Genomic DNA, 24,352 nt, shown 5'->3' with positions numbered 1-24,352 from the left:
GGATGAACGGTGTGACGATCAGGATTGAGAGCAGCAACAATCAATTCACGGTAACGGTATATTTCGACAGAGGTTTCGACACAGCATCATCGGCGTATCGGGCAGCCATGGTTGCGGTGCAGGCAATGACTGATCTGGGAGAAACGGAAGTCAGCCTGGTCAAGAGGCCGACATGAAAGATGAGATGAAAATCTGGGTGTGGATCGGTGCGCTGTTTTTCGTGTGCGGGGTTGGATGGGCTGGGGTTATCGATTTGATTGATCGCCGCGATAAGCGTGTGATGCAGGAGACGCTGGATCGGATCAGGGCGGATACGAAAGGAACCGGCATCTATCATATCAAGGGCGGCGAGGTGAGTTGCGCCTGGGTCGGGGGCATAAATGTCGGTTCCTGTTGGCCGCATCAGTTGGAGCTGTGCCCGCGCCTGGAGCCGCTGGAATGAACGTCCCGTTCAAAAATGAAGCGGTCCATGTTCTGTCTGTCTCGGGAGGGAAGGACTCGACTGCGATGTACTTGCTTGCGCTTGAAAGTGGCGTGCCATTTCGGGCGGTTTTCGCGGACACAGGCAACGAGAACCAGATCACCTTGGACTATATCCGCGACTTACAATCGAAGACAGGAGGCCCGGAAATCGAATGGGTGAAAGCAGATTTCTCCGGTGATTTTAAGCGTAAAGCCGAGTTCATTCGTCAGAAGTGGCCGGAAGACGGCGTGTCGCCAGAGCGTGTTGAACAAGCGGCGTCGATGATGCATCCGCACGGTTCGGCATTTCTCGACTGCTGTCTGATGCATGGGTTGTTTCCCGGCAACAAGAAAATGCGGTTTTGCTCGTCCGATCTGAAATATTATCCGATTGACGCGCTCATTGATGAAATTCTGAACGCTGGGAATCGTGTTGTGTCGTGGGTTGGCGTTCGGGCGGAAGAGTCTCCATCTCGCGCAAAACTTCCAGAAGTAGAGCATGAACAAGACAGGGGATTGACCATCTTTCGACCACTGTTGAGATGGCATCTGCAAGATGTTATCGCGATTCATGCCCGTCATGGGATCGAATTAAACCCGCTTTACCAGCTCGGAATGCTTCGCGTCGGTTGCATGCCGTGCATCAACAGCTCGAAAGGCGAACTGCGGGTTATTGCGAAACGATTTCCGGAGCGGATTGAGATGGTGAAAAAATGGGAGGATGAGGTGCAGAAGGTCAGCAAGAGCGGCAAGATGATGCATTTTTTTCGTGTGGATAAAACACCTCTTGGCGAAAAAACAGGAGATCCATCCGTAGCGACGATCGATCACGTTGTGGCTTGGGCGAATAGTGGACCGGGCGGTGATCCGCGCCAGGGCACTTTTGATCTTGATGATCACTCGTGCATGTCGGCGCTGGGGGTGTGTGAATGAACCTCACCTGCCCATCATGTGGCGCCGAGGCGGCTGCGGAGGCTTGGCAGAACGATGCGGAGGCGCGCGCGGCATTCGCGACCCTGGCGGGTCTGCCCGCCGAGGTGCAGCGCGAGGCGATCCGTTATCTCGCTCTGTTCCGCCCGGCCAGGTCGCGGCTTTCGTGGGCGCGGGCGGGGCGCATCCTGGCCGAGCTGCATGCGCTGACGACAGCGGGCGTGGTGAAGCATGACCGGCAGGAGCGGCCCTGCTCGCCGGCGGTCTGGGGGGCGGCGATGGCGCAGATGATGGCACGCCGAGAGAGTATCAAGCGGCCTTTGGGCAATCACAACTACCTGGCCGCCGTGGCCTTCGAGCTGGCCGGTCAGGGCGGGACGGAGCGGGAATCGGCGCTGCCGGCGCCGGTGCGGCAGGTGTCTGGCGCGCCATCTAAAATGGCGCAAACCTTGACCACGCTTGCGGAGTTTGTGCGCGATGGGTGATGAGATGATGTGGTTGCGCCGCGAGATCGCGGTGGGGCTGGGCAGGCTGGCCACGCTGCGGCTGGCCGGGTTTCCGGCGGCGGACGACATTCAATACGTGGTTCGTTCGTGGTACGAGACGCTCCTGACCGAGCCAATCCAATGGGACGAGTCGCTTGATCAGGCCAGGATCCGCCACAGCTTCATGATGCTGGCCCGCGTCTGCGACCGGTGGCCAGCGCCGAAAACGTTTCTCGACCACCTTCCGCCGCGCCCGGCGCGTCCGAGCCTTCCGGAGCCGCCGATGCCGAAGGAGAAGGTGGCCCAGAACGTCGGGAAAATTCAAGAGCTTTTGAGATGGTTCAAGGGAAACCGGGAGTCGCAGAATGGATGATCTCGAAGCTGGCGGCGTGGTGTGCTGGGGGTTGGAATGGGGTCTGGACGACTGCCAACACATCGTGCCGCTGAACGACATGCGTCCGCATGACCGCACCGAAACATGCTGGTGCAGGCCGGTGGCAGACGATGACGGCCTGGTCGTCATCTGGGCACACAACAGCGCCGATGGCCGGGAGGATTTTGAAACCGGCAGGCGCAAGCCTTCGTAATACGGGAGATTTTCTAATGAACGATGAGGTTGAGATTTACGCAGAAGCGCTCGCGATCTACGGACCGACGGCGCAGATCATGATGATGCTGGAGGAGATGGCAGAGCTGCAAATCGCTCTGCTGGACCGGATTCGCGGGCGTGGTGATCTTGATCTTTGCCGACGCCAGATCGTGGAGGAGTTGGCCGATGTGAGCATCATGATCGGACAGATGCGTCACATGTTTTGCTCTGAAGCCGAGTTCGACAGACAGAAGAAGCTGAAGATTGATCGTCTGGGTGAGCGCATCAAAGCCAGGATGGCTAAACTGAAAGCTGAAACCGAATTGCTTGAGACGAGGTGATGCATGATGTTTTTCAGACACATCAAGACCGGACACATTTACCGTCTGCTGGCGCACGCCACCTACGAGACGAGCGCGCGGGCTGTGGAGGGGGTTGTGGTTTATTGCCCGCTCGACATCGAGCATGCGGTTTACGTGCGGGAGGAGCGGGATTTTGAAATGACGTTCGAGATGGTGACGAGCAAGGATAACGCCAGATTGAATCTGTAAACATCATTGCGCGGAGCATGTTCCCAATAGATAATACGCTAACAGTATCAATTTGATAGTTAGCCATACAGCAAATGGAGAGCTAAAATGCAAGATTGTAAACCAGATTTTCAAGATCCACCGCTGATGGAGGTCCTTGTTGATGGGAAACCAAAAATGAGGCGATATTCGATCCAGTGTGGCCCTATTTTCAATGGCCCCCTTGATCGTAAGGATTTTTCAGAAAAGATGGTTCCGGAAACCTTCGAGGGTGAAGAGGTTGTTTATCCGCTGAATGGCGGCGCCCCTATGATTTTTAAAGTTCGTTAAGAAAATGAAATCCTCTGTCTGCCCCAGAAAAAGCCAGTCTACCGCACGCCTCGCCGCCTGATCCAAACCACGGAGGGCCGCGCGCCCTCCGGTTCTTCCGCGATCCGGAAGCCCTTCCTGCATATTTTATCCCCCGCCTCATGCTTTCATGCGTCATCGTCTACTTTTTACAGAGACGCATGAAATGTTCGATCGCTTTCATGCGTCATCATCCACTCTCGCGGAGACGCATGAAATGTTCAATCGTCAACAAATCGAAAACGAAGTCATCGCCAAGGCGTGCCAGATCCTCGACATGGACTCCCCGGCGGCGCGTGCGCTGCTGTTGGGCACCATGGCCCAGGAGTCAGTCTTTGGCACCTACGTGCGCCAGATGGGTGGCGGTCCGGCCCTGGGGGTGTTCCAGATGGAGCCGGCCACCTTCCACGACATCCTGCACAACTGGCTGAATTACCAGCCGAACATCGCGGCCCGCTTGCGCGCGGTGTGGCCGGAGCTGCCCGGGCCCGAACGCCTGGTGACCGATCTGTTGTTCGCGGCGGTCATGTGCCGGCTGCACTACCGCCGCAAAACCGATCCTCTCCCCGCCGCCGACGACATCCCCGGCCTGGCCCGCTACTGGAAACTGCACTACAACACCCTGCTCGGCAAAGGCACCGAGGATGAGTTCGTCGCCAGCTTCAACCGTTACGTGAAGGGCGAGGTGAAGAAATGAGCGACAGCGACAAGCTCGACGAGGTGGCGCGCGTGATCGGGCGTTTGGAGGCTCGGCAAGAGCAGATGCACGAGACGATCAAGGAAAATGCCAGTCTGCTCATGGATCTGGACCGACGCACGGGCAAGCTGGAAAGCTCGGTGAAAGTGGGTTCGGCGGTGATCGGCGGCATCTCGGCGATGGTGATGTCGGTCGGGGTGGATCTCGCCAAGTCGATCCTGAAGGGCTGAAAAAAATGGCCCACTCGCCCACCACCCGCACCCTTGTTCGCGAAGCGTATGCCGCCGGGGCCGCGCTGGTGATCGCCTGCGAGCGACACAAGGTCCCGGAGGCTACGGCCAGGGCATGGAAGCAGCGCGACGCTGGCACCGATCTCGATTGGGACAAGTTGCGCGCCGCTCATGCCCTGGCCAATGGCGGTCATGTTGAGGTGGTGCAGCGCATCCTGACCGATTTTCTCGAAGCTCATGCCGAGGCGATCCGTCAGGTCAAAGAGGCGGAAATCGCGCCGGCGGATCGTGTCGAGCTGCTTTCGCGTCTGACCGATGCCCTCTCCAAAACTATGGCGGCTTTGAGCCGTGCGGCCCCGAAACTGTCGGAGCTCGGGGTGGCTATGGAGATCCTGACCCTGCTCGCCGAGTTCGTGCGCACCCGACACCCCAAAAGCGCGCCGGCCATTCTCGACATTCTCGAACCCTTTGGTGCGGAGTTGGTGAAAAAATATGGCTGAACAGACCAGCAAACGCGAGTTCCTGACCCGCCTTTCGGCGTTTGCCGACAGCTACCGGCGGCGCGTCGAAGCCGAGGTGGACGGGTTTGACCCGGACCCGGAAGCCTCGGCCAGGCGCGCCAAACGCGCCATGAAAGATTTCGGCTTTTTCGTCAAGACCTACTTCCCGCACCTGGCTATCGCCTCGCGGAGTGTGCTGCACCAGTACCTCTTCGAGCGCCTGCCAGAACTGGCGTCCGGCAAGGGCGCGCATGTGGCGGTTGCCGCCCCGCGCGGGGAGGCCAAATCCACCCTCGTTTCGCAAATTTTCACGGTGTGGCGCGTGATGACCGGTCGGAGTCATTACGTCTGTCTGATCATGGACGCCTACGACCAGGCGGCGATGATGCTGGAGGCGATCAAGGTGGAGTTGGAATCGAATCAACGCCTTGCCATGGATTTTCCCCAGGCCTTCGGCGCGGGGAGGTTGTGGCAGGAGGGCGTGATCCTGACGCGGGGCGGCGCAAAGATTCAGGTTTTCGGCTCGGGCAAGCGCATGCGCGGTCTGCGCCACGGCTCGTATCGTCCGGATCTGGTGATCTGCGACGATCTGGAGAACGATGAGAACGTCCGCTCCCGCTCGCAGCGCGACAAGCTGGAGAGTTGGTTCAAGAAGACCGTCTTGAAACTCGGGCCCCCGGACGACTCGATGCACGCGGTGGTGATCGGCACGGTGCTGCACCACGATTCCCTGCTTTCCCGGCTGCTGCGCGACCCGTTATGGGAGTCGCAACGCTTCTCGGCGATCATTCAATGGCCGGATCGCATGGATCTTTGGGAGCGGTGGGAGGGGATCTTGCGGGCGGACGGGGAGGAGGCGGCGGACCGGTTTTTTGCCGGGCAGAAAAAGGCCATGGAATCCGGCGCTGTCGTCTCCTGGCCGGCGATGCGGCCCCTGGTGACCCTCATGAAAATCAGGGCCCGCGATGGTCGGGACGCTTTTGATTCCGAGCTGCAGAACGCCCCCATGGCCGAGAATGCCACCTTTGCTGCGCTCCATTTCTGGCGCGAGACCCCACCCAACATGCTCTTTTTCGGGGCGGTGGATCCATCGCTGGGGCGGCTTGGCGGGCGCGGCGATCCGTCGGCGATTCTGGTGGGCGGGCTGGATCGGGAGACCGGCAAGCTCTACGTGATCGAAGCGGACATCCAGCGCCGCACCCCGGACAAGATCATCGAGCGGGTGGTGCAACTGCAAAAGGAGTTTCGCTGTGGCTTGTGGATCGTGGAGGCTGTGCAGTTCCAGGAGTATTTCAAAAACGAGCTGATACGCCAGTCCGCGCAAGCGGGTCTGCCGGTCCCGGCGCGTGGGGTGAAACCCTCGACCGACAAGGACTTGCGCATTCGCTCGCTGCAACCGCACATCGCCAACGGCCTGATTCTGATCCACCAAAGCCAGACCACGCTCGTGGAGCAGTTGCAGCACTACGGCGAATCGGACGCCCACGACGACGGCCCGGACGCTCTGCACATGCTCTGGGCGGCGGCGCTCGAAGGGCAACAGCGCATCGAGTTCATGTCCGGCGGGCGGCGGTTTGCGGCGGGCATGCCGGGCATGAATCCCGGCGGGCGCGGTTCGGCCACGGGTGCCGGGTTTGGCACGGTGTCTGGCGGTCTTGGCTGGATGAGAGGGTTCTGACGTGGCGACAACTCCGAAAAAAAACACCCCGCCCGATTTCAGTCTGATCGCCGCATCCCGCGACGGGCGCGACATCACCAAGGGTTTTCTCGATCCCTTGCTGCTGCAACCCAATCGCGACTCGATCTTGCTCGACTTCGGGGCGACGCTGGAGGTTTACGAGGAGGTGTTGCGCGATGACCAGGTGGCTGCGGTTTTTCAGCAGCGACGCCTGGCGGTCACGTCGGCGGAATGGAACGTGGCGCCAGGGGGTGCGGATCGGCAGTCGGTCATGGCGACTGATTTCGTTCGCGAGCAGTTGCATCACATCGGCTGGGACGCGGTGACCGACAAGATGCTTTACGGCGTCTTTTACGGCTACGCGGTGGCCGAATGCCTGTGGGCGCGCGACGGAGGCCGGATCGTGCTCGATGGGTTGCCGGTGCGTCGCCAGCGCCGGTTTGGGTTTGACGGCGAGGGGCGTATCCGGCTGTTGACCATGCAAACCCCGATGGGCGAGCTATTGCCGGAGCGCAAGTTCTGGCACTTCTCGACCGGGGCCGACAACGACGACGAGCCTTACGGGCTGGGCCTGGCCCACTGGCTTTACTGGCCGGTTTTGTTCAAGCGCGGCGGGCTGAAAATGTGGGCGACCTTGCTGGAAAAATTCGGCACGCCCACGGCCAAGGGGAGTTATCCGGCCAACGCCACGCGCGAGGAGCGCGATCGCCTGCTCCAGACCTTGATGGCCATTCAGTCGGATTCGGCGATCTGCGTGCCGGACACGATGCAGGTCGAGCTGATCGAGGCCACCCGCGGCGGAACGCCGGGGCATGGGGATTTTCTGGCGCGCATGGATGGCGCCATCGCCAAGGTGGTGCTCTCGCAGATCATGACCAGCGAGGCCGCCGGCGGCCAGAACAAGGCCAACGTGCAAAAGGAGGTGCGCAACGAGGTGGTGCGCGCCGACGCGGATCTGATCAACGAGACCTTCAACCGGTCAGTCGTGCGCTGGCTGACCGAGTGGAACTTTCCCAACGCCACCCCGCCGCGCGTGACCCGCGACACGCAAGAGCCGGAAGATTTATTGGCACGCAGCCAGCGCGACAAGAATCTCTACGACATGGGGCTTCGGCCCTCACAGGAGCTTGTAGACGAGATTTACGGCAAAGGATGGACCATCGCCCCAGAACCACCCCAAAACGCGCCCGTGGGGCTTCCCACGCGCCGGAATAACGATATCCAGGGTGCGACCTTTGCCGAGGCGACGCCCGACACCCCGATTGACAGGTATCTGGCCGAGGCGTTGCGGCGCTTCGGGCCGATTTTGCGCGAGATGTTGCGATCGGTTCGCGAGCTTGCGGAGCGCTCCGAAGGGTTGGAGGGTCTGCGCGACAAGATTTTCGATCTCTATCCCGTGATCGACTCCGGGCCGCTGGCCACTCTGATCCAGAACGCCACCCTGGTTGCGCACCTAGCCGGGCGGTACGAGGTGCTGCGCGAGATCGGGATGACCGGCGCGGAGCACGCCGAAAAATCTCCTTACGACGGCGTGACCTCATTCTCCCTGCCGTTCAAAGAGGCGATCGATCACTTTCGCGGCAAAGTGTCGGTTTCGACCGAGCACTGGGACGACCTGATGAACGAGCAGCACGATGTCGGTTTCATGGTGGCCGGGGCCACCAAGGCCGATGTGCTGGATGATCTGCGCGAGGCGGTGGACAAAGCGATTGCCGAGGGGACGACGTTGAAGGAGTTTCGCGAGGATTTTGATAAAACCGTGGCCGAGCATGGCTGGGACTATTTCGGCGGGCGCGACTGGCGCACACGCCTGATCTTCGAGACCAATTTGTTCAACGCCTATCAGGCGGGACGCTATCGGCAGATGAGCGATCCTGATGTGTTGGAGATGCGCCCTTTTTGGCAGTACAAGCACTATCCGCAGCCGCATCCGCGCGAGCAGCACGCGGCCTGGAATGGCCTGGTTTTGCCCGCGAAAGACCCCTGGTGGTCCACCCACTACCCGCCGAACGGTTTTCGCTGTCACTGCACGGTTTTTTCGCTCTCGGAAAGCGATGTCGAGCGCGAGGGGTTGAAGGTGAGCGGTGCGCCGTTTGATGCCGGCGGGGTGGACAAGGGCTTTGCCTACGCTCCCGGTGCGACCGGCATGAAAACCCAGGGGGCGATCGAGGAGAAGCTGAAGATTCTGCCGGCCTATCTGGCCGAGCTGGTCAAAAAAGAGCTGGGGATGGCGTGAGATGGGCGGGGTTAAACTGACAGTCGAGCGACAGAGTTTTCCGGCGTTGATGACTGCGCTCAATCGCCTGGAAGCGCGCACCAAGGATCTCACCCCGGCTTTCAAGAGCATGGGCCAACACCTGTTGCGCACCATCGATCAGCGGTTCGATGAACAAAAATCCCCGCACGGCCAGCCGTGGCAAGACATCTCGGAGTTCACGAAAGAGAAAAAAAGAGGGACGTTCGGACAGGATAAAATCCTGACCGACACCGGACGCATGCGCCGTTCGATCACTTATATCGCCAGCAGCGAGCGACTTGAGATCGGCACGAACGTGGTCTATGCCAAGAAGCACCAGTTCGGCGGAAAGACCGATATTCGCGGCCATTTTTTCATTCTGGCGGCGCGTCCGTTTCTCGGGCTTTCGACTGAAGAGCGGGAGGCGATCACGCGTATCGTTCTTGAATACCTGGCCAAGGCCGTTTCCGGAAGATCCGGAAGCCCTTCCTGAAGATCTCACAAGCGCACCGATCTAAAATCGCTGCATCGTCCCGCATGGTGCGGGGTGAAGCGATTTTAGATGAGGTGCCGCATGCCCGATTCCACCCGCAAGATCCGCATTTTCCGCGCTGGCCGGCACACCGACGGCGCCGGGGTGACGCGCGAATTTTCGACCTCCGATCTCGACACCATCGTCTCCGGCTACAGCGCCAAAGACCACCAGGCACCCCTGGTCATCGGTCATCCGGCCACCGACGCCCCGGCTTACGGCTGGGTGCAAAAGCTCTCGCGCACTGGGGATGAGCTTTACGCGCATCTCGAACAGCTCTCATCGGATGTGATCGAGATGGTCCAGAACGGCCATTTCAAGCACGTTTCCGCCGCTTTTTATCCCCCCGGATCACCCGGCAATCCCCAAACCTCTGGCTTCGCTTTGCGTCATGTCGGCCTGCTCGGCGCGCAACCCCCGGCGGTCAAGGGGTTGGGCGCGGTCAAGTTCGGCGACGGCGATGATGCCGTGGTGATCGAGAGCCGGGGTGATGCCGTTATCGCCTTTCACGAATCACAACCCCAAAAAAAGGAAAATCAGCCCATGCCCGATCAAGACCAGACCGCCGCATTCGCGGAGATGGACAAGCGCCAGAAAGATCTTGCCGCCCGCGAGGCGGACCTCGCGGCGCGTGAGAAAAAGATGCAGGACGACGAGCGCGACCGCCTGCGCCGCGCCCACGTCGAGTTCGCCGAAGCCCAGGCCAAGGAGGGACGCATCCTGCCGCGCGACAAGAGTGGCATCGTGGCCACGCTCACGGCCCTGGACAGTCTGGCCGCCGTGGAGTTCGCCGAGGGGGATGCGACGATCAAGAAAAGCCCGGTGGAGATTCTGAAAGGGTTCATCGCCGAGCTGCCGGCGCGCGTCGATTTTTCCGAGCGCTCCGCTCCCGACAAGACGCCGCCCGCGACCGGCTCTTATCGGGCCCCGTCCGGATTCAGCGTGGATCTGGCCCGTGCGGCGCTGCATCAGCGTGCCACGGCCTACGCCGCCGCCCACAACACCGACTACCTCACCGCCGTGCTGGTCATGGAGGGTTCCCGATGAGCCAACAGCACATCGCCCTGCTCACCCTCACCGCCGTGGCCGCCGGCAACATCGCCGCCGCCCGCGCCGTGGGTTTCGACAGCCAGCAAATCGCGACCCAGGGCGCCAAGCCGCTCGGGATCGCCCAAACCGCGTCCAGCATTGGCCAGGCTTTCCCGGTGATCACCCACGGCACCGCCATCGCCGAGACCGGCGCCGCGATCAATGCGGGCGCCGCGCTGATCGCGGACAGCCAGGGGCGCGTCATCCCGTCCACCGGCAACCTGGCCGTGGCCGCCGGGGCCACGGCGGTCACCAGCTCTGCGGCCAACGGGGCCATTCTCACCGGCGGCGACTCCCCGGAGTTCGTCATCGGCGATGCCTTGGCGAGCGCCACCGGGGCCGGCCAGTTCATCGAAATCCTTCTTCGTCGCTAAGGAGCGCATCACATGCCCATGAATTTGCAGCAAGTCCGGGTCGTCGATCCGGTTTTGGCCAACCTCGCCCAGGGGTATGTTCACCCGGAGCATGTCGGCCACAAGCTCTTTCCCGCCGTGCCGGTGCAGGTGTCGGGCGGTCAGGTGCTGGAGTTCGGACGCGAGTCGTTCAAGCTCTACAACGTCCGACGCGCGCCGGGGGCGGCGACCAAGCGGATCAGTTTCGGCTATCTCGGCAAGGCCTTCGCGCTCACGCAACACTCGATCGAGGTACCGGTGCCGCGCGAGCATCAGCGCGACGCCAGCCGTGTTCCGGGGGTCGATCTCGGTCAACGCGCCGTGAATCTCGGTATGCGCTCCCTCGCGTTGAATCTGGAGCACGAGCAGGCGCAGCTGGCCACCACTGCCGGGAACTACGACAGCAACCACAAGCTGGCCCTCACCGGGACCGACAAATGGAGCGACGGCGCGCACTCGAATCCCGGCGCGAACATCGAGGCCGGGCGCGAGGCGATCCGCGCCTCGGTGGGTATCTACCCCAACACCCTGCTGCTCTCCGCGTCGGCCTTTGCGGCGCTCAAATATCACCCCCAGGTGATCGAGCGCATCAAGTACACCGGACGCGATTCGGTCACTCCGGAGATGATCGGCACGCTGTGGGACATCCCGACCGTGGCGGTCGGCAAGGCCGTCGTCACCGACGACGCCGGCGTCAACACCGACGTTTGGGGCAACAACGCCATCCTCGCCTACGTTCCCGCCGCGCCCTCCGGCATGGAAGAGCCCTCCTACGGCTACACCTACACCATGGAGGGCCATCCGCTGGTGGAACAGCCCTACTACGAGAACAACGCCAAGAGCTGGATCTATCCGGTCACTTACGAGCGGGCGCCGGTGTTGAGCGGCATCCTCTCGGGCTACTTGATCCAGACCCCGGCGTGACGATGCGCTACCTCGACGCACAACAGATGATCGACAGCTACGGTCTGGAGGCCATCACCGACCTCACAGATCGCAGCGATCCGCCGCGCGGACAGATCGACATGGATCGACTGGTCGGGGCGATCGAGGCGGCGGAAGAGTTGGCAGAGGGATATCTCTTCCCGCGCTACACGCTTCCTTTGCCCGTTGCCCCGAAGAACTTCACGGCTCATGTGCGGGCCGTGGCGTTCTACAACCTGCACCGCAACCGCGCCTGTGGCATCGCCGATGAGGTGCGCTGGGCGCGGGATGAGGCCGAGGAGTTCTTCAAGCGCGCCGGCTCCGGGGTGATCGCGCTCAACATGCAGACCGGGCAAGGCTCACAGGAGATGGGCGCGGCCAGCACGCCGCCCCCGGTCTCTTTCGCCCCTCCTTCGGTTTTCGGCGCTCTGCTGGGGAGGTTTTGACGATGATCGGCCACGGTGAGATCGAGGACGCCATTCGCGAAGCGCTCATGCCGCTGCATCGCGACCAGGGCGGGCCGCTGCAAACGCTCTCGACAGCCGATATTTTCACCGTCGAGGAGGCGGTTGCTGCCGCCAAAAATACCCCGTCCCCGTCCTGTTCGGTGGTGGCCAGCTCGGCGGATTTCTCGGAGCTGCGTGCGAACGGTTATCACGATGCCGTGCATACGGTCGTGCTGCTGATCTCCGCGCGGTCTTACAAATCGCGCGGTGCGGCGGCGCGCGGGGGGGAGGATCGGGCCGGGGTTTATGATCTGCTGAAACAGACAAAACAGGCGCTGCTCGGGCGCGAGGTGCTCTCCGGGCATGGCTCGGAGTTGCGCATCGTGCGCGAGTGGCTGCTCGATACCGATCAAAATCTGATCATCTGGGCGCAGGAGTGGAAACTCCGCGTCTATCATGCGGGAGTGCAATAATGTCCGGATCGATTTCAACTTTGCGACAGATGCTGATCGCCAAGCGCGCGACGACTTACAAAGTCGTGCCTTCCAGTATGCTCGGCACCGGTTTTTTAAACTTTCAAAAACTTGACATCAAATTCGATCCCATGCGGATCGACAAGAACAACCAGGCGCGCCGCGTCTTCGGCAACACCAAGCCGCAATTCGATCCGGCGGGATCGGGACAGACCGTTTCGTTCGAAACCTCGCTCTATCGTGTCACGTCGCCCGGATCCCTGCCGACCGTGTCCGAGCTTTTGTGGGCATGCGGACTCAAAGAGACGGTCACCGGCGGGGTGAATGTCCAGTACACCCCGCAGACCGCAATCGATGTGATGCTCGCCCAGTCGTCGTATCTCGAAGTGCACAAGTCCGGGCACAACTACGTCATGAATGGTGCGCGCGGCACCTTCACGCTGACCGGCAATCCCAAGGATGGCCTGGTTTTCAAATTCGAGCTGCATGCCGGCTACACCGACCCGGTCGTCGATGCCGATTCGCAACCGCGCGTGGGTCCGCCCATGCTGCAACTGCCGTTTACCACCGGCACCCTGGTGACGCAGGCCGGATACGCGATCGATATCAGTTCGTTCGAGTTCAACTACGGCGGGAAAATCGACAAGGCCATCTCCAGCGGCGGCATGCATATTTTGCTGACGGATATCAAGCCGACCCTGAAAATCGATCCGCTCGCCCTGGCCACCCAGGCGGATGTTCAGCAGCTCATGGCGGCCACCGAGGTCTCGTTCAACCTCTCGGTCGGGAGCGGCGCATTCATTCTTCAGGCGGTCAAGTGCGTGCGCACCCAGACCGAGTTCAAGGAGCGCGAGGGCCGGTTCGCCAACGCCCAGACTTTCGAAATCATCGACAACGCCCCCAACGGCGACGACTGTTTCACCATGACCTTTGCATAAATAGGGAGAAAAAACATGGCTCGCTTTGCTTTCGACGGCGATCTTGAGTACATCCTGCAAGAAGATCGCGACAATCCAACCCCGACCGTTTTTGTCATCAAGACCTTCACGCTGCGCGACCAGGCCGCTTTTTCGAGCATCGCCAAGGAGATCCCCGCCGCGCTCGAGCGCGGCGATTATGGGGCGGCCATCGATTCGATGGTTGAGACTGTCAAGCTCGGCGTGAAAGCGGTGCGCGGTCCCGACATCCCGGAAACACTGACCGCGCCCGAGATCATCGATGCCGTCACGGATCGCGAGACGATCGCCGAGCTGGCAAACGTCATCATCAAGCACAATCGCATGAGTCCGGAGCAGGAAAAAAACTCGTCCGGGCGGTCCGCGCCGCCCACTCCGGACGCGATTGCGATCTCTGCTCCCGGCACCACCGTCGTCCCGACGGCTGCCGCGAAGAAGAAGAAACCGAGTGGATCGCGGGGGTAGAGCCGTCGCACGACTGCCCGATGCGGCTGATCCCGGATTTTGACCCGGTTTTTCGCGTCTGGCATCACCATCAAAAGGGACATCTTCCGGGGGTGGGCGGCATTCTCGATCAGCCGGCGATTTTGATGGATCAACTGGAGCTGATCGGTCGCACTTTGGAAGCGGTCAGACAAGAGAAAGAGCAGGCAAGTCATGAGCAGCAATGAACTCGATGTCGCGCTGGTGATCCGGGGTCAGAATGAAACAGGCCCGATGTTCGGCTCGCTCTCCGACGCTTTGAAAGCCGCCATGGCCGCCCTGGTGGCTTTTGGGGCGGCGAGCGTGGCCATGGCGGCGACGGCGGCCAAGGAGTTTGCGGAGTTCGAGCAGGGACTCTTGAATGTCCAGGCGGCCAGCGAGGGTACCAGGCGTGATTTCGAGCAGTTCAAGAAGGCCGCCCTGGAGGCCTCGGCGGCTTCGAAATTCAACCCCAAGGAGACGGTGGGCGCGCTCTACGATCTTTCGTCCGCCGGCCTGAAATCCTCGGAGGCCATCAAAGCCTTGGCCCCGGTCATGACCCTGGCCTCGGCGAGCAACGCATCCCTGGCGCGCTCGTCGGAGAATGTGGTGCAGGTCATGGGAATGTTCGGGCTGGGCGCGGAGAAGGCCGGGGCCATCGCCGACACCATGACCGCCGCCATTCAGGGTTCGACCATGGATGCGGACCGGCTTGCCGTGGCGTTTCGCAACTCCGGGGCCACGGCCAACGCCATGGGGCAGAGTTTTGAGACCACCACGGCGGTGTTGGCTGTGCTCACCAACTCGTTCATGAGCGGTGAGGCGTCGGGCACCGGATTGAAATCGCTGTTCGGCGAGCTGAACCAAAAATCATCCGCGCTCGGCATCAATATGCGCGATCTTTCCGGCAAAATGAAGCCTCTGCCGGAGATCGTCGAGGATCTGGCGCGCGCTGGATGGACGGCTGACAAAGCGGTGAGCGAGTTCGGCGCGGACGCCGGCCCGGCCCTCGCGGTGCTGCTCACGCAGGGTGCGGATGCGATCCGCGACATGGAGCGAAAGGTCCAGTCCAACGGCCAGGCCGCCAAAGCGGCGGCGATCCAGAACAGCGGCCTCAAGGGGGCGCTGTCGGAACTCTCGTCTGCCTACGATGTGCTCAAGCTCAAAATGGGCGAGGCGGTGGCTCCCGGCGAGCAGCTCGCCGCCAGGCAGCTCGCCTGGTTTCTGCAACTCCCCGGCGTGGTGCGCGCCGCCGAAGGGTTGGGATCGGCGGTCGGAAGCATGGGCCAATACGTCGTGCCGATTCTCTACTCGATCGGCGAGGCGGGCTATTGGGTCTATGGCAAGCTTCAGGAGTTCGGCAACACTCCTGGCATCCAGAAGCTTGGCTATATTTTGGGTTGGCTCTGGGGTGTCGCATCGATGGCGTTCAATGCCATCACGGAGGAGGCCGGCAAGACCGGCGGGATTTTCAATTCCGTCGTCCATGCTGTCGGCGGTGTCGTCGCTGAGATCGGCGGTTTCTTCGCGGAGATGATCGCGGGCGCGGTCGGCTGGGAGACGAGCAGTTACGATCTGGTCAAAGGCTCGGTCAGCGCTTACAGAATCATCCGGGATGCGGTTTTGGATATGTGGGATGGAGCACGCGGGGTTTTTGGCGCGTTCAAGGAGACCCTGAACGCCAACGGCGTCACCGCCCGCTCGACCGGCGAGGTGATCGGCGCCGCCTTCCGCTGGATTTTGCAGATGGCCGGCGAGCTGTGGAAGGGGGGCGAGAAAGCCCTGGGCGGCCTGGGCCAGGCGGCGGAAAAGAATGGTATCACGGTCCGGTCGGTCACGCAGAAGATCGTGGATGCCGTCAAGTGGGTCATCGCGGCTTTCAAGGGGGATAACGCGCAGGTCAACGGCTGGGTCGCGAGCATCGGTTCGGCGTTCTCCGAAGTAAGCGGTTTTGCGGGCACGTTATGGGAAGGGATCAAGGGCGGCGCAAAGCTGGTCTGGGAGTCGATCAAGCAGACCTTTGGCATGATGAAGCAGGAGTTTCTTGGCGTCACCGCGTCAGCCGACACGATCTCGCTTGAGCAGCTCATCACCCAGCTGAAGAACGTCAAGGCCGAGGATATCGCCAGCTGGATCAAAAAGCAGTTTGACGACTTCATCGCCACGATCAAGGAGACCTACAAGGAATGGAGCGAGAAAGCCAAGGCGTTCAAAGAAGGCTACGAGCAGATCAAGCAGACGCTGTCGGATGTCGGCGAGTGGATCGCCAGTCTGGATCCGCTGCTCACGGTGCTCAAATGGCTGGCGATCGCTGCCGGATTTTTTGTGGTGGCCTTCGTTACAGGCCTGAACGGAGTGATCAAAACCGGTTTTGTTCTGGCTGAAAAGATCGGCGAAGCGTTCGGCAAGATCAAGGCGTACTTCAAAACCCTGGCCCCCGCGTTCGAGGATGTCAAAAAAGGCCTGTCCGGCATCGCCGACGGCATCGTCGGTATCTTCAACAGCATGTACGACAAAGTCGCGGGCGTGGTGCAGTCGATTGTCAACGCCTGGAACCGGGTCACCGGCGGCGGAGGTGCGACCGTCGGAGCCGGTGGCGGCGCGAGCGGTGTTGCAGATGATGGCTGGCGCGATCCTTTCGGCGGCACCGATCCGTTTTTTCGGACTCCAGCTTTCAGCGGCGGCGATATGCCGGTCCAGGGTTACGCCACCGGCACCACCTACATCCCGCGCGACGGCCTGTACCGACTGCACCAGGGCGAGCAGGTCGTCTCCAACAGCTCCACCACCACCTTCGGGAATATCAGCCTGAACCTCGGCGGCAACGCGCCGCCCATTTCCCAAGCCGAATGGCGGCGTATCGTGCGCACCATCATCGCGCCGGAGCTGGTCTTGATGGGGAGGGCGGGTTGATGTCGATCCTGCTGGCTTACCCTTCCGTTGCCGCGCCTACCGCGCAAGTGATGTTGCCGGACGTTGAGCAGTTGCCCGCCTCGCGCCCGGTGCGCATGCGCCAGACCGCGCTGGAAACCGACTCCGGGGTCGTTTCTGTCTATTCGATCGGCAACCCGGCCATCGGTGTGTTCAACCTGCATCTCTACCCGCTCACTCTGTCCCAAGCCGCCGCCATCGTCAGCTTCTTTCGCTACGATATCGCCAACGTGGGTGTGGGCGGGCGTTCGAAAGTGTGGCAGCTGCAAGACACCAGCGGCACAGTTTACAACGTCCGGTTCGCCCAGGATACGCTTGAACCGATGCAACAGACGCCAACAACCTGGTCCGTCACCCTGACGCTGCGCCAGGAGGTGAGTTGATGCGCACCTTCTCAACCACCCTCGCCAGCTTTTTGCAGCGCACCGACGGGGCCGAATTTCGCGTGGTGCTGGCATTCGCCCCTTTCACGCCACCCTACACCACGACAGAGCTTCCCGGTTATTTCGCCAGCACGGCGGTTTTTTTGATCCCGACCCCTGACGATCCGCCTGGATTCACCTACGTGACCGATGCAGCCGTACTCTCTGTCTTAGGGTGTGATGAGAGCGTCGATCGGCTTGGCGATGTGAAAGTCGAGATGGTGGATTCCGCGCTTACCCTGCAACAGATTCATCTGAAACGCCGGGTTGCGATCTATCTGCGTCCTGTCTCGGGATCCTACCTGCTCGATCCGGCGGATATCGTGTTTCTGGGCGATATCGCCAACCCCATCGATCGCGCCCAGGGGAAAATCACTTTTGATCTCGCTTCGGCGGGCTATGCGCATAACCGGACTGTCCGGCATTTGATCCTGCAAAGCGCTTTCCCGGATATCGATCCGACGCTGGTCGGCGGAAATCTGCCAACCATCTACGGCACCGTGCCAAAGGTGCCGTGCGTTCTGGAAAATGCGGATATCAATGGGTTTATCGGTGAAGACTTAAGCGCGTCCGCCACCCAGGTGATTGCAATTTTCGAGAGAGCAATCCCAACTTCCGGCTATGTCAGAATTGGCGGTGAGTTGATCGGATACACAGACTGGGATGGGTTTCGGCTTAAAAATCTTCAGCGCGGTTTTGCTCCAAGTATCAGTCCGCCTCCCTCCGAACATAAGGGTGAGACGGAGGTGGTGCGCGTTTCTCAACAGCTTGTTTTTCGATTGGCATCGCACTGGGTCAAAAGCGTGACCAATGTGCGCTACGGGGGGGTATCGTATGGGTTCAGCCACAATCATGCGGGCCCTTTGTTAACCGTCACTCCCGCAAGCAACACGCTGCAACCCGCCAAAGACCTGGTGGCGGATATCTCCGGGCTGGAAGACGACGCCACGGGATCGATCACCGGCACCCCTTACGCTCTGATCGAGCGTCCGGACCACGTCGTCCGGCATCTGTTGCGCACCTACGGCGGCGCAACGAGCGCCGAGACGCGCGCCGAGGATTTCGATGCGTTTACTGACGAAGCCTTGGGAATCTATCTTCCCGACGAATTCCGGGTGTTCGATGTGCTGGCCGAGATTGCCCGGCAATGCAGCGCCGTCATCACTTATTCCGGCACGCGCTGGATCATGCGCAGGCAGCGCGTGATCAATATGATCGCCAGCGCAGGATTCACCGACGCATCAACCCTGCGCAATGAAGACGGCACCAGCAGTCTAGCCTTCTCGCATCGGGATATCAGCCTGATCAGCAACCGGACTTTGTATCGCTACGGGGCCATTCCGGATGGGTCCTGGGTGCAAATTCAGGAGCAGGAAGACCTGGAGAGTCAGGCGGTTTACGGGGTGCGCAGCGCGACTTTTGACTTCTCGTACTTCTACATGCCCGGTCAGGCCGCCCAAATCCTGTCCGATCTCAACAACCGGCGCACCGGCGGTTTCGGCTCTCTCGTCACGCTCTCCACGACGATCGCAAAACTCGCTGTCGAGATCGGCGATACCGTGACCGTTGCTCATTCCGGATTCGGACTCACGTTTCGCGGGTTCGTGACCTCGATCAAAAAAGATTTGACCGGGCGGATGTTTGGTGTTGTCCAGGTTGGCATTACAGGAAAGATCGCATGAAAAACCGCATCCAGCTTTCTGCCGGCGACAGCTTCCTCTCTCTGACCTTCACGCTGCGCGATCGGTTTGTTGCCCGGCCAGGGTTCCGGCTCGACCCCTACGACCCTTCGAGCATGCTGCCTGTCGATCTTGACAAGATCGAGACGGTGACTGTCTCCATCCGCAAGCGCCAGGCGGTTCTGGATCCAGCGATCCACGTCCAGGCGATCCGCTTGAGGCCGCGCGATGCGGGGGTGTGCGTGCTGCCGTGGACGCCCGATACTTTTGCGACACCGGGGGTCTACGAAGGCGAAATCACGTTGACAGATGCTGTTGGGGCAGTCGAAACCGTTGTCGAGAAGCTTGTTTTTGAAGTTCGGGAGCGACTGACATGACCGCGCCATCGCTTTCGCGCATCGTCATCACCGATGTACGGCTTGCGCTTTATCGGATCGTTCAGACCACGGATCATCTCGCCCTGGCCGACGAGGCGTCGATTACGCTGACCTCTGCCGCCTCGGATCAGCTCGCCCTGACCGACGATCTGACCTTCTCGCTGATCGCCGCCGCCACGGATCCGCTCGCCCTGACCGACGATCTGACCTTCTCGCTGATCGCCGCCGCGTCGGATCAGCTCGCCCTGGCCGACGATATAACCGTCTCTCTGACCTCTGCCGCCCTGGATCATCTCGCCATCACCGACACCCTGGATATCGAGCTGCGCGGCAGCAGCGTGCCGGGGGCCGCCCTGATCGGCGATGTCGTCATCGGATAACCCACGAAAAATGGAGAAAGAGCATGCCTGTCTTGAAAGAGAAAATCAAAATCTGTGACCGTCTGGAGATCTTCAAAAATGGCGCTTTGATCGATACCATCGATGATCTGATCACCACCGCCGGTCTGGACTGGATCATCTCCCGCCTGCGCGGCCTGTCCAGCGCCGCCAGTCATGTGGCGGTCGGATCCGGACAGACCGCGCCCGCTCTCGCCGATGAGGCTCTGCAAAGCGAGCTGGCCCGCGTGCCGCTCTCGATTCCTGGCGGGCAGCAGACCGGCAACGTCATCGTCTTCGAGGCCGATTTCCCTGCCGGGGTGGGCACAGGCACAATTTACGAAGTCGGCCTGTTCACGGCTGATACCGGTGGCATCCTGATCGCGCGCAACGCCAAGGGCCCTTACAAGAAAGACCCTGCCGACGCGATCACGACCCGTCTGACGATCACGATCAGCAACGCGGAGTAAGGCTATGTCCCTGAAAATTTCCGACAACTTTGCCACAACGCTCACGCTCGCCTGCGGTGCGTCGGATACCGCGATCGAGGTGGCCAGCACCGCCAACGCCCCGATTCTCGCTGTCGGAGAGTATACGGTGCTGACGATCCTGGGCCAGAACAGGCGCGAGATCGTCAAGGCTACCGCGATCTCCGGCACGACGATCACGGTCGAGCGCGGCTACGACGGCACCACGCCACAGGCGTTCAGCTTCGGAGATCGGGTCGAACTGCGTTTCTGTCGAGCGATCGTTCAGGAGTTGCGCGGCCCCCAGGGCGCAACCGGTCCGCAGGGTCTCGTCGGCCCTCAAGGTCTCGTCGGCCCCCAGGGAGCAACCGGCGCAACCGGCGCAACCGGTCCGCAGGGTCCGACGGGCGCAACCGGCCCGCAGGGTCCGACGGGCGCAACCGGCCCGCAAGGCATTCCGGGCCCGGCGCGCTGGTATAACGGCCCCGGCGTCCCGTCCGATGCGGTGGGCGGACATTATGATCTCTATCTGCGTCTCGACACCGGCCACATTTATGAAAAAGGCGTCTCGGCATGGAGCGATACCGGGCAAAGCATCATGGGGTCAGGGGCGCGCTGGCTCTATGGCGCCGGCGCTCCGTCGGATGTCTCCGGATCGCAGAATGACCTCTATCTGCGCGGCGACAACGGCCAGGTCTATATCAAAGGCGTTTCCGCCTGGAGCGACACCGGGATCAACATCAAGGGGCCGACCGGCATTGGATCCGGTGGGGTGAACAATCTGACGTCGGGTGGCGTGGTTTTCGGCGCGCCGGACGGCTTGATTGCGCAGGCTCCCACCACTCTGTATTACGATGCCGCGAATAAGCGGCTCGGATTCGGAACGGATGATGTTCAGGGTGTCATGCGTTTTCGGGTTCCGAACGCAACGGTTACTTATGAAGATGTTACCGCTCAAGCCAACGATGTGAATAAAATTGGGTCATTCGACACGGCGCCGACATTGGCCATGTTGAGAGACGGCAATACTCTGACGTATCTCGGTATAAACATATACAGTCAAAACATGGCGTTTGGTTACAATTTCCCGGTTTCAAAATTTGTTCGCACCGTTCATTTGCGGACATACAACTTGATGTCCAGTGTGAAGTTCAAGGTACAACGCTATTCTGGCGCATGGATTGATGTTCCCATCATCGCGTGGAACGAAGGCTGTGTACAATACAACACCACAGAAGCCCAAACGGTCAACACCACTTACGACATTACTGTCACGCTTTCCGGAACCGTATCGGCCAGCCAGTGGCGGGTCTATTTTCCAGCACAAAGCCAGGGGTATGTTTTTTTCAGCGCTCTGGACATGACGGCTGTCTCTGCCGGCTTGGGTGCCGATATCCTGGCCGCCGATTTGAATGGCAATATCGCGACAGGTCGCGTTGCGCCCACGGCTCGGTTCGATATTTTCAACCCGCACGATACGTTGAGTCTACTCGCGCATCGCTCCGGTACGACAGCCACCGATCCGATTGCCGAGTTCTCTTCGGATGTGACGGCGTTGGCATCGGTCAAATGCAGGATTCTCAACAATGGAAATCTGCTGAATACAAACAACAGCTATGGAGCCATCTCTGACGAGAAATTCAAGGAGAACATTGCCGATACCACGCCGAAATTGGCCGATCTCATGGCTGTGCGGGTGCGGAATTTCAAGCTCATCGGCGATCCTCTCCGTCAAATCGGGGTGATCGCCCAGGAATTGGAAGCGATCTTTCCCGGCCTGGTCGAAACCGTCGATGACTACGTGTTGATTCCGGATCCGGAGTGGATCTCCGGCGAGGGACAGACCGAGGCGGATCGTCCGCATGTCAAGCAGTACACGGGAACGCAGACAAAATCCGTGAAATACTCGGTCTTCGTGCCGATCCTGATCAAGGCGTTGCAGGAGTCGCACGGGCAGGTGATGGTGCTGGCAACGGCGCTGGAGACTCTGACCGGGCGCGTGGCGGCGCTGGAGAGTGGGTCATGAAGCAACTCGGTGATGTGCGGTTGCCGGACGGCACGACGTGGAATTTCGGGTTCAATCTCAAACCCAAGGTCGGCGATGTGATTGACCTGCGTATTGATGACGCTGATGCAATCGGTTTCGAGCAGATCTCTCGTCTGGCGCTGATGACCGTTCTGACAGACCTAACCTTCCCGCTCATCTTTAAAGAGTGGCACGGGACTGTGGTTTTCGCCACGCATCGCCGGCCAATTTTGGCGCGAGAGGTCTATCCGTGGTTCAGGCGATACACGGTTCAAATCTACCTCGAAGTGGTCTGAAATGGTGGCGTGATGAAAATTGAAAACATGTTCGGCGCTTTCTTGGCCTTCTGGATGCTGTGCTGCCTTGTCGCTCTCTTTTTGGCGGCTGCGGGTCAGTGGCCGCGTCTTGGTCCCATCGAAGGTGTAGGTTTTGTGTTTTTTAGCCGTCTCGGGCTCGATCTGATTACAGGGCTTCTTGATATGATGATCGATAACCACTGCTGGACACGCTCTGGAGGGAGGGAGTGGTGATGAGCTTTTCTATTTCTGATTTCGCTCCGACGCTCGCGAAGATCGTTGTGGGGGCTGTTCCCGGCGGTGATCTTGCGCTTAAAGGGGTGCGGGCTGTCATGAATGCGTTCGGGGTTTCGTCTCCGGAGCAGGTCAATTTGGACGATCTGTCGCGCCAGCTGGACAATCCAGAAATCCAGCTGAAATTCAAAGAGGCCGAGCGTCTGCTGAACAAGGATCTATTAGAACACGCGCGCGAGATGCGAGCGCTCGGCTTGGAGGAGTATAAAACCCAAACCGCCGATCTGGCCGACGTTCGGGCGATGATCCGCGAGACGCACGATCGCACCCCCGCCATCCTGGCCTACGCCTCGCTCGGCGGGTATATCGCGCTCGCGGCGGCCCAGCTTTTCATGATGTCGCATGGATTGGTGCCTCAAGATCCGAATCTGGCGATGCTGATGGGGCAGATGATGGGTGATGTCCGGGGATACGTGAGCCAGACCTTGGCGGTTTTCTGCGGCGCGGTACCCCCGGCACAGACGACCCGGAAGGCGGCGTAGCGCATCCTGTGGCGTCTTATTATAATGAGAACAATAAGTTTGTCGCATCATGGTTGCGTGAGCTGATGAGACGCGACCTGATTCCGCATGGAGATGTCGATGAACGGTCCATCGAAGATGTCCACCCTGACGACCTGCAAGGATATCACCAGCACCATTTCTTTGCCGGAATCGGAGGGTGGCCCTACGCATTGCGGATCGCCGGCTGGTCAGACGACAGGCCGGTCTGGACCGGCTCTTGTCCGTGCCAACCTTTCTCCCAGGCAGGCCAAAGAGCAGGGTTTGCTGACCAGCGGCACCTCTGGCCAGCCTGGCATTGGCTCGTTGAGCAGTGTCGTCCTGACACAATCTTTGGCGAGCAGGTTGGCCGCCGACTTGGGGCGGAATGGCTCGATCTTGTATTCAGCGACCTGGAAGTACTTGGTTACGCCTGCGGGGCGACGGCTCTTCCGGCTTGCAGTGTCGGTGCCCCGCACATCCGGGAAAGGCTGTTCTGGGTGGCCAATGTCCGGGTGGAGCACCCCGGCAGCCAGAGATTATCGCCATGCCAACAGGATGTCCTATCAAGATCGTGGGGGCGGCAGGAAAGGGGAACAGCTCAACAACCAGGCGGTTCATGCATCTGGGAACCATGCGAATGGATCGTTTGCCGAGACGGAAGAAGCAGGCCAGTTGAACCCGGAATTCGTCCGCTGGCTCATGGGATACCCTGCCGAGTGGGGACGCTGCGCGGGTATGGTAACGCCATTGTCCCCAACTCGCGGCGCGGTTCATAGCAGCGATGGGGGTGTGATGCTGGAAAGATGCCATTCTCAAGAGGGGCGAAATTTTTTACTATTCGGCCCTGCAATTCTCAAGAGAGTCGTTACTTGTTGTCAAGAGAGCCGTCATTTTACAAACTTGGCTGGGACAGGATCCGCGCAAGTACTGGAAGTGCCGGCGGAAATAGTATAACTTTGATTTCAGCCTGATGGAGGATAGGGCAATGCGGGGACGCAACCTGAGCGCTGGTCAGGGGCCGAAGCAGGAACTGGGCGGTCGT

General features: G+C 60.5%; 34 protein-coding genes. All 34 read left to right on the top strand.

The genetic code is table 11. The features are described 5' to 3' along the window. Positions 1-2 precede the first annotated feature (2 nt). The 34 genes from ACOY6C_RS08955 (at position 3) to ACOY6C_RS08790 (ending at position 24,086) form a co-directional block, all read left to right on the top strand. Positions 3-176 (top strand): hypothetical protein, encoded by a 174-nt coding sequence (locus tag ACOY6C_RS08955; protein ID WP_420905127.1) that lies wholly within the window; start codon positions 3-5, stop codon positions 174-176. Beyond that, positions 173-442, top strand: a complete 270-nt coding sequence (locus ACOY6C_RS08950; protein ID WP_420905126.1) for a hypothetical protein — start codon at positions 173-175, stop codon at positions 440-442. The genes ACOY6C_RS08955 and ACOY6C_RS08950 overlap by 4 nt, the downstream gene beginning before the upstream one ends. Beyond that, positions 439-1,395, top strand: a complete 957-nt coding sequence (locus tag ACOY6C_RS08945) for a phosphoadenosine phosphosulfate reductase family protein (RefSeq protein WP_420905125.1) — start codon at positions 439-441, stop codon at positions 1,393-1,395. The genes ACOY6C_RS08950 and ACOY6C_RS08945 overlap by 4 nt, the downstream gene beginning before the upstream one ends. Further along, positions 1,392-1,877, top strand: coding sequence for a hypothetical protein (locus ACOY6C_RS08940; RefSeq protein ID WP_420905124.1), 486 nt, complete (start codon positions 1,392-1,394; stop codon positions 1,875-1,877). Before ACOY6C_RS08945 ends, ACOY6C_RS08940 begins: the two co-directional genes overlap by 4 nt. Further along, a complete protein-coding gene (locus ACOY6C_RS08935) occupies positions 1,870-2,250 on the top strand; it encodes a hypothetical protein (RefSeq protein ID WP_420905123.1) in 381 nt (126 codons plus the stop codon). Before ACOY6C_RS08940 ends, ACOY6C_RS08935 begins: the two co-directional genes overlap by 8 nt. Beyond that, a complete protein-coding gene (locus tag ACOY6C_RS08930; RefSeq protein ID WP_420905122.1) occupies positions 2,243-2,464 on the top strand; it encodes a hypothetical protein in 222 nt (73 codons plus the stop codon). Before ACOY6C_RS08935 ends, ACOY6C_RS08930 begins: the two co-directional genes overlap by 8 nt. Positions 2,465-2,480: 16 nt before the next feature. Further along, entirely contained in the window at positions 2,481-2,807 is a 327-nt protein-coding gene (locus ACOY6C_RS08925; RefSeq protein ID WP_420905121.1) for a nucleoside triphosphate pyrophosphohydrolase family protein, read from the top strand. A gap of 3 nt (positions 2,808-2,810) precedes the next feature. After that, entirely contained in the window at positions 2,811-3,017 is a 207-nt protein-coding gene (locus tag ACOY6C_RS08920) for a hypothetical protein (protein ID WP_420905120.1), read from the top strand. An 87-nt stretch (positions 3,018-3,104) separates the two neighbouring features. After that, positions 3,105-3,326, top strand: coding sequence for a hypothetical protein (locus ACOY6C_RS08915; protein ID WP_420905119.1), 222 nt, complete (start codon positions 3,105-3,107; stop codon positions 3,324-3,326). A 235-nt stretch (positions 3,327-3,561) separates the two neighbouring features. Then, positions 3,562-4,041 (top strand): hypothetical protein, encoded by a 480-nt coding sequence (locus ACOY6C_RS08910; RefSeq protein ID WP_420905118.1) that lies wholly within the window; start codon positions 3,562-3,564, stop codon positions 4,039-4,041. Beyond that, the gene (locus ACOY6C_RS08905) at positions 4,038-4,271 is read left to right on the top strand and encodes a hypothetical protein (RefSeq protein ID WP_420905117.1); all 234 of its coding nucleotides are present in this window, start codon (positions 4,038-4,040) and stop codon (positions 4,269-4,271) included. Before ACOY6C_RS08910 ends, ACOY6C_RS08905 begins: the two co-directional genes overlap by 4 nt. Before the next feature lie 5 nt (positions 4,272-4,276). Further along, the gene (locus tag ACOY6C_RS08900; protein WP_420905116.1) at positions 4,277-4,771 is read left to right on the top strand and encodes a DUF1804 family protein; all 495 of its coding nucleotides are present in this window, start codon (positions 4,277-4,279) and stop codon (positions 4,769-4,771) included. Continuing rightward, a complete protein-coding gene (gene terL, locus ACOY6C_RS08895; RefSeq protein ID WP_420905115.1) occupies positions 4,764-6,449 on the top strand; it encodes a phage terminase large subunit in 1,686 nt (561 codons plus the stop codon). The genes ACOY6C_RS08900 and terL overlap by 8 nt, the downstream gene beginning before the upstream one ends. Position 6,450: 1 nt before the next feature. Then, positions 6,451-8,685: a phage portal protein family protein gene (locus ACOY6C_RS08890; protein WP_420905114.1), complete on the top strand. Its 2,235-nt coding sequence runs from the start codon at positions 6,451-6,453 to the stop codon at positions 8,683-8,685. 1 nt (position 8,686) lies between these two features. Beyond that, the gene (locus ACOY6C_RS08885; RefSeq protein WP_420905113.1) at positions 8,687-9,178 is read left to right on the top strand and encodes a phage virion morphogenesis protein; all 492 of its coding nucleotides are present in this window, start codon (positions 8,687-8,689) and stop codon (positions 9,176-9,178) included. Positions 9,179-9,259: 81 nt separating this feature from the next. Continuing rightward, positions 9,260-10,264: a YciI family protein gene (locus ACOY6C_RS08880; protein WP_420905112.1), complete on the top strand. Its 1,005-nt coding sequence runs from the start codon at positions 9,260-9,262 to the stop codon at positions 10,262-10,264. After that, positions 10,261-10,680: a capsid cement protein gene (locus ACOY6C_RS08875; RefSeq protein WP_420905111.1), complete on the top strand. Its 420-nt coding sequence runs from the start codon at positions 10,261-10,263 to the stop codon at positions 10,678-10,680. The genes ACOY6C_RS08880 and ACOY6C_RS08875 overlap by 4 nt, the downstream gene beginning before the upstream one ends. Positions 10,681-10,692: 12 nt before the next feature. After that, complete coding sequence (locus tag ACOY6C_RS08870) at positions 10,693-11,622, top strand: major capsid protein (RefSeq protein WP_420905110.1); 930 nt, start codon at positions 10,693-10,695, stop codon at positions 11,620-11,622. 2 nt (positions 11,623-11,624) lie between these two features. Then, a complete protein-coding gene (locus tag ACOY6C_RS08865) occupies positions 11,625-12,068 on the top strand; it encodes a phage protein Gp36 family protein (protein WP_420906110.1) in 444 nt (147 codons plus the stop codon). Positions 12,069-12,070: 2 nt separating this feature from the next. Continuing rightward, the gene (locus ACOY6C_RS08860) at positions 12,071-12,541 is read left to right on the top strand and encodes a hypothetical protein (protein WP_420905109.1); all 471 of its coding nucleotides are present in this window, start codon (positions 12,071-12,073) and stop codon (positions 12,539-12,541) included. Next, the gene (locus ACOY6C_RS08855) at positions 12,541-13,479 is read left to right on the top strand and encodes a hypothetical protein (RefSeq protein WP_420905108.1); all 939 of its coding nucleotides are present in this window, start codon (positions 12,541-12,543) and stop codon (positions 13,477-13,479) included. Before ACOY6C_RS08860 ends, ACOY6C_RS08855 begins: the two co-directional genes overlap by 1 nt. Positions 13,480-13,494: 15 nt before the next feature. After that, on the top strand, positions 13,495-13,962 hold the full coding sequence (locus ACOY6C_RS08850) for a hypothetical protein (RefSeq protein ID WP_420905107.1): 468 nt from the start codon (positions 13,495-13,497) through the stop codon (positions 13,960-13,962). Positions 13,963-13,982: 20 nt separating this feature from the next. Then, positions 13,983-14,168 carry a hypothetical protein gene (locus tag ACOY6C_RS08845; protein ID WP_420905106.1) on the top strand — a complete coding sequence of 62 codons (186 nt, stop codon included), beginning with the start codon at positions 13,983-13,985 and terminating at the stop codon, positions 14,166-14,168. Further along, positions 14,155-16,872: a phage tail tape measure protein gene (locus tag ACOY6C_RS08840; protein WP_420905105.1), complete on the top strand. Its 2,718-nt coding sequence runs from the start codon at positions 14,155-14,157 to the stop codon at positions 16,870-16,872. Before ACOY6C_RS08845 ends, ACOY6C_RS08840 begins: the two co-directional genes overlap by 14 nt. After that, positions 16,872-17,273, top strand: a complete 402-nt coding sequence (locus ACOY6C_RS08835; protein WP_420905104.1) for a hypothetical protein — start codon at positions 16,872-16,874, stop codon at positions 17,271-17,273. The genes ACOY6C_RS08840 and ACOY6C_RS08835 overlap by 1 nt, the downstream gene beginning before the upstream one ends. Next, entirely contained in the window at positions 17,273-18,994 is a 1,722-nt protein-coding gene (locus ACOY6C_RS08830; RefSeq protein ID WP_420905103.1) for a hypothetical protein, read from the top strand. The genes ACOY6C_RS08835 and ACOY6C_RS08830 overlap by 1 nt, the downstream gene beginning before the upstream one ends. Then, positions 18,991-19,368: a hypothetical protein gene (locus ACOY6C_RS08825; protein WP_420905102.1), complete on the top strand. Its 378-nt coding sequence runs from the start codon at positions 18,991-18,993 to the stop codon at positions 19,366-19,368. Before ACOY6C_RS08830 ends, ACOY6C_RS08825 begins: the two co-directional genes overlap by 4 nt. Further along, positions 19,365-19,748 carry a hypothetical protein gene (locus ACOY6C_RS08820; protein ID WP_420905101.1) on the top strand — a complete coding sequence of 128 codons (384 nt, stop codon included), beginning with the start codon at positions 19,365-19,367 and terminating at the stop codon, positions 19,746-19,748. The genes ACOY6C_RS08825 and ACOY6C_RS08820 overlap by 4 nt, the downstream gene beginning before the upstream one ends. Positions 19,749-19,771: 23 nt before the next feature. Next, positions 19,772-20,215, top strand: a complete 444-nt coding sequence (locus ACOY6C_RS08815) for a phage tail-collar fiber domain-containing protein (RefSeq protein WP_420905100.1) — start codon at positions 19,772-19,774, stop codon at positions 20,213-20,215. Between the two features lie 4 nt (positions 20,216-20,219). Then, the gene (locus ACOY6C_RS08810; protein ID WP_420905099.1) at positions 20,220-22,238 is read left to right on the top strand and encodes a tail fiber domain-containing protein; all 2,019 of its coding nucleotides are present in this window, start codon (positions 20,220-20,222) and stop codon (positions 22,236-22,238) included. Further along, complete coding sequence (locus ACOY6C_RS08805; RefSeq protein WP_420905098.1) at positions 22,235-22,534, top strand: hypothetical protein; 300 nt, start codon at positions 22,235-22,237, stop codon at positions 22,532-22,534. The genes ACOY6C_RS08810 and ACOY6C_RS08805 overlap by 4 nt, the downstream gene beginning before the upstream one ends. A gap of 12 nt (positions 22,535-22,546) precedes the next feature. Continuing rightward, positions 22,547-22,768 (top strand): hypothetical protein, encoded by a 222-nt coding sequence (locus ACOY6C_RS08800; RefSeq protein WP_420905097.1) that lies wholly within the window; start codon positions 22,547-22,549, stop codon positions 22,766-22,768. Continuing rightward, positions 22,768-23,310, top strand: a complete 543-nt coding sequence (locus tag ACOY6C_RS08795) for a peptide chain release factor 1 (protein WP_420905096.1) — start codon at positions 22,768-22,770, stop codon at positions 23,308-23,310. Before ACOY6C_RS08800 ends, ACOY6C_RS08795 begins: the two co-directional genes overlap by 1 nt. A 65-nt stretch (positions 23,311-23,375) precedes the next feature. After that, positions 23,376-24,086: a DNA cytosine methyltransferase gene (locus ACOY6C_RS08790; protein ID WP_420905095.1), complete on the top strand. Its 711-nt coding sequence runs from the start codon at positions 23,376-23,378 to the stop codon at positions 24,084-24,086. The last annotated feature ends 266 nt before the right edge of the window (positions 24,087-24,352 follow it).

This window comes from Candidatus Magnetaquiglobus chichijimensis (assembly GCF_045865675.1).
Lineage (GTDB): Bacteria > Pseudomonadota > Magnetococcia > Magnetococcales > Magnetaquicoccaceae > Magnetaquiglobus > Magnetaquiglobus chichijimensis.
This window is presented reverse-complemented; position numbering and strand designations above follow the sequence as displayed.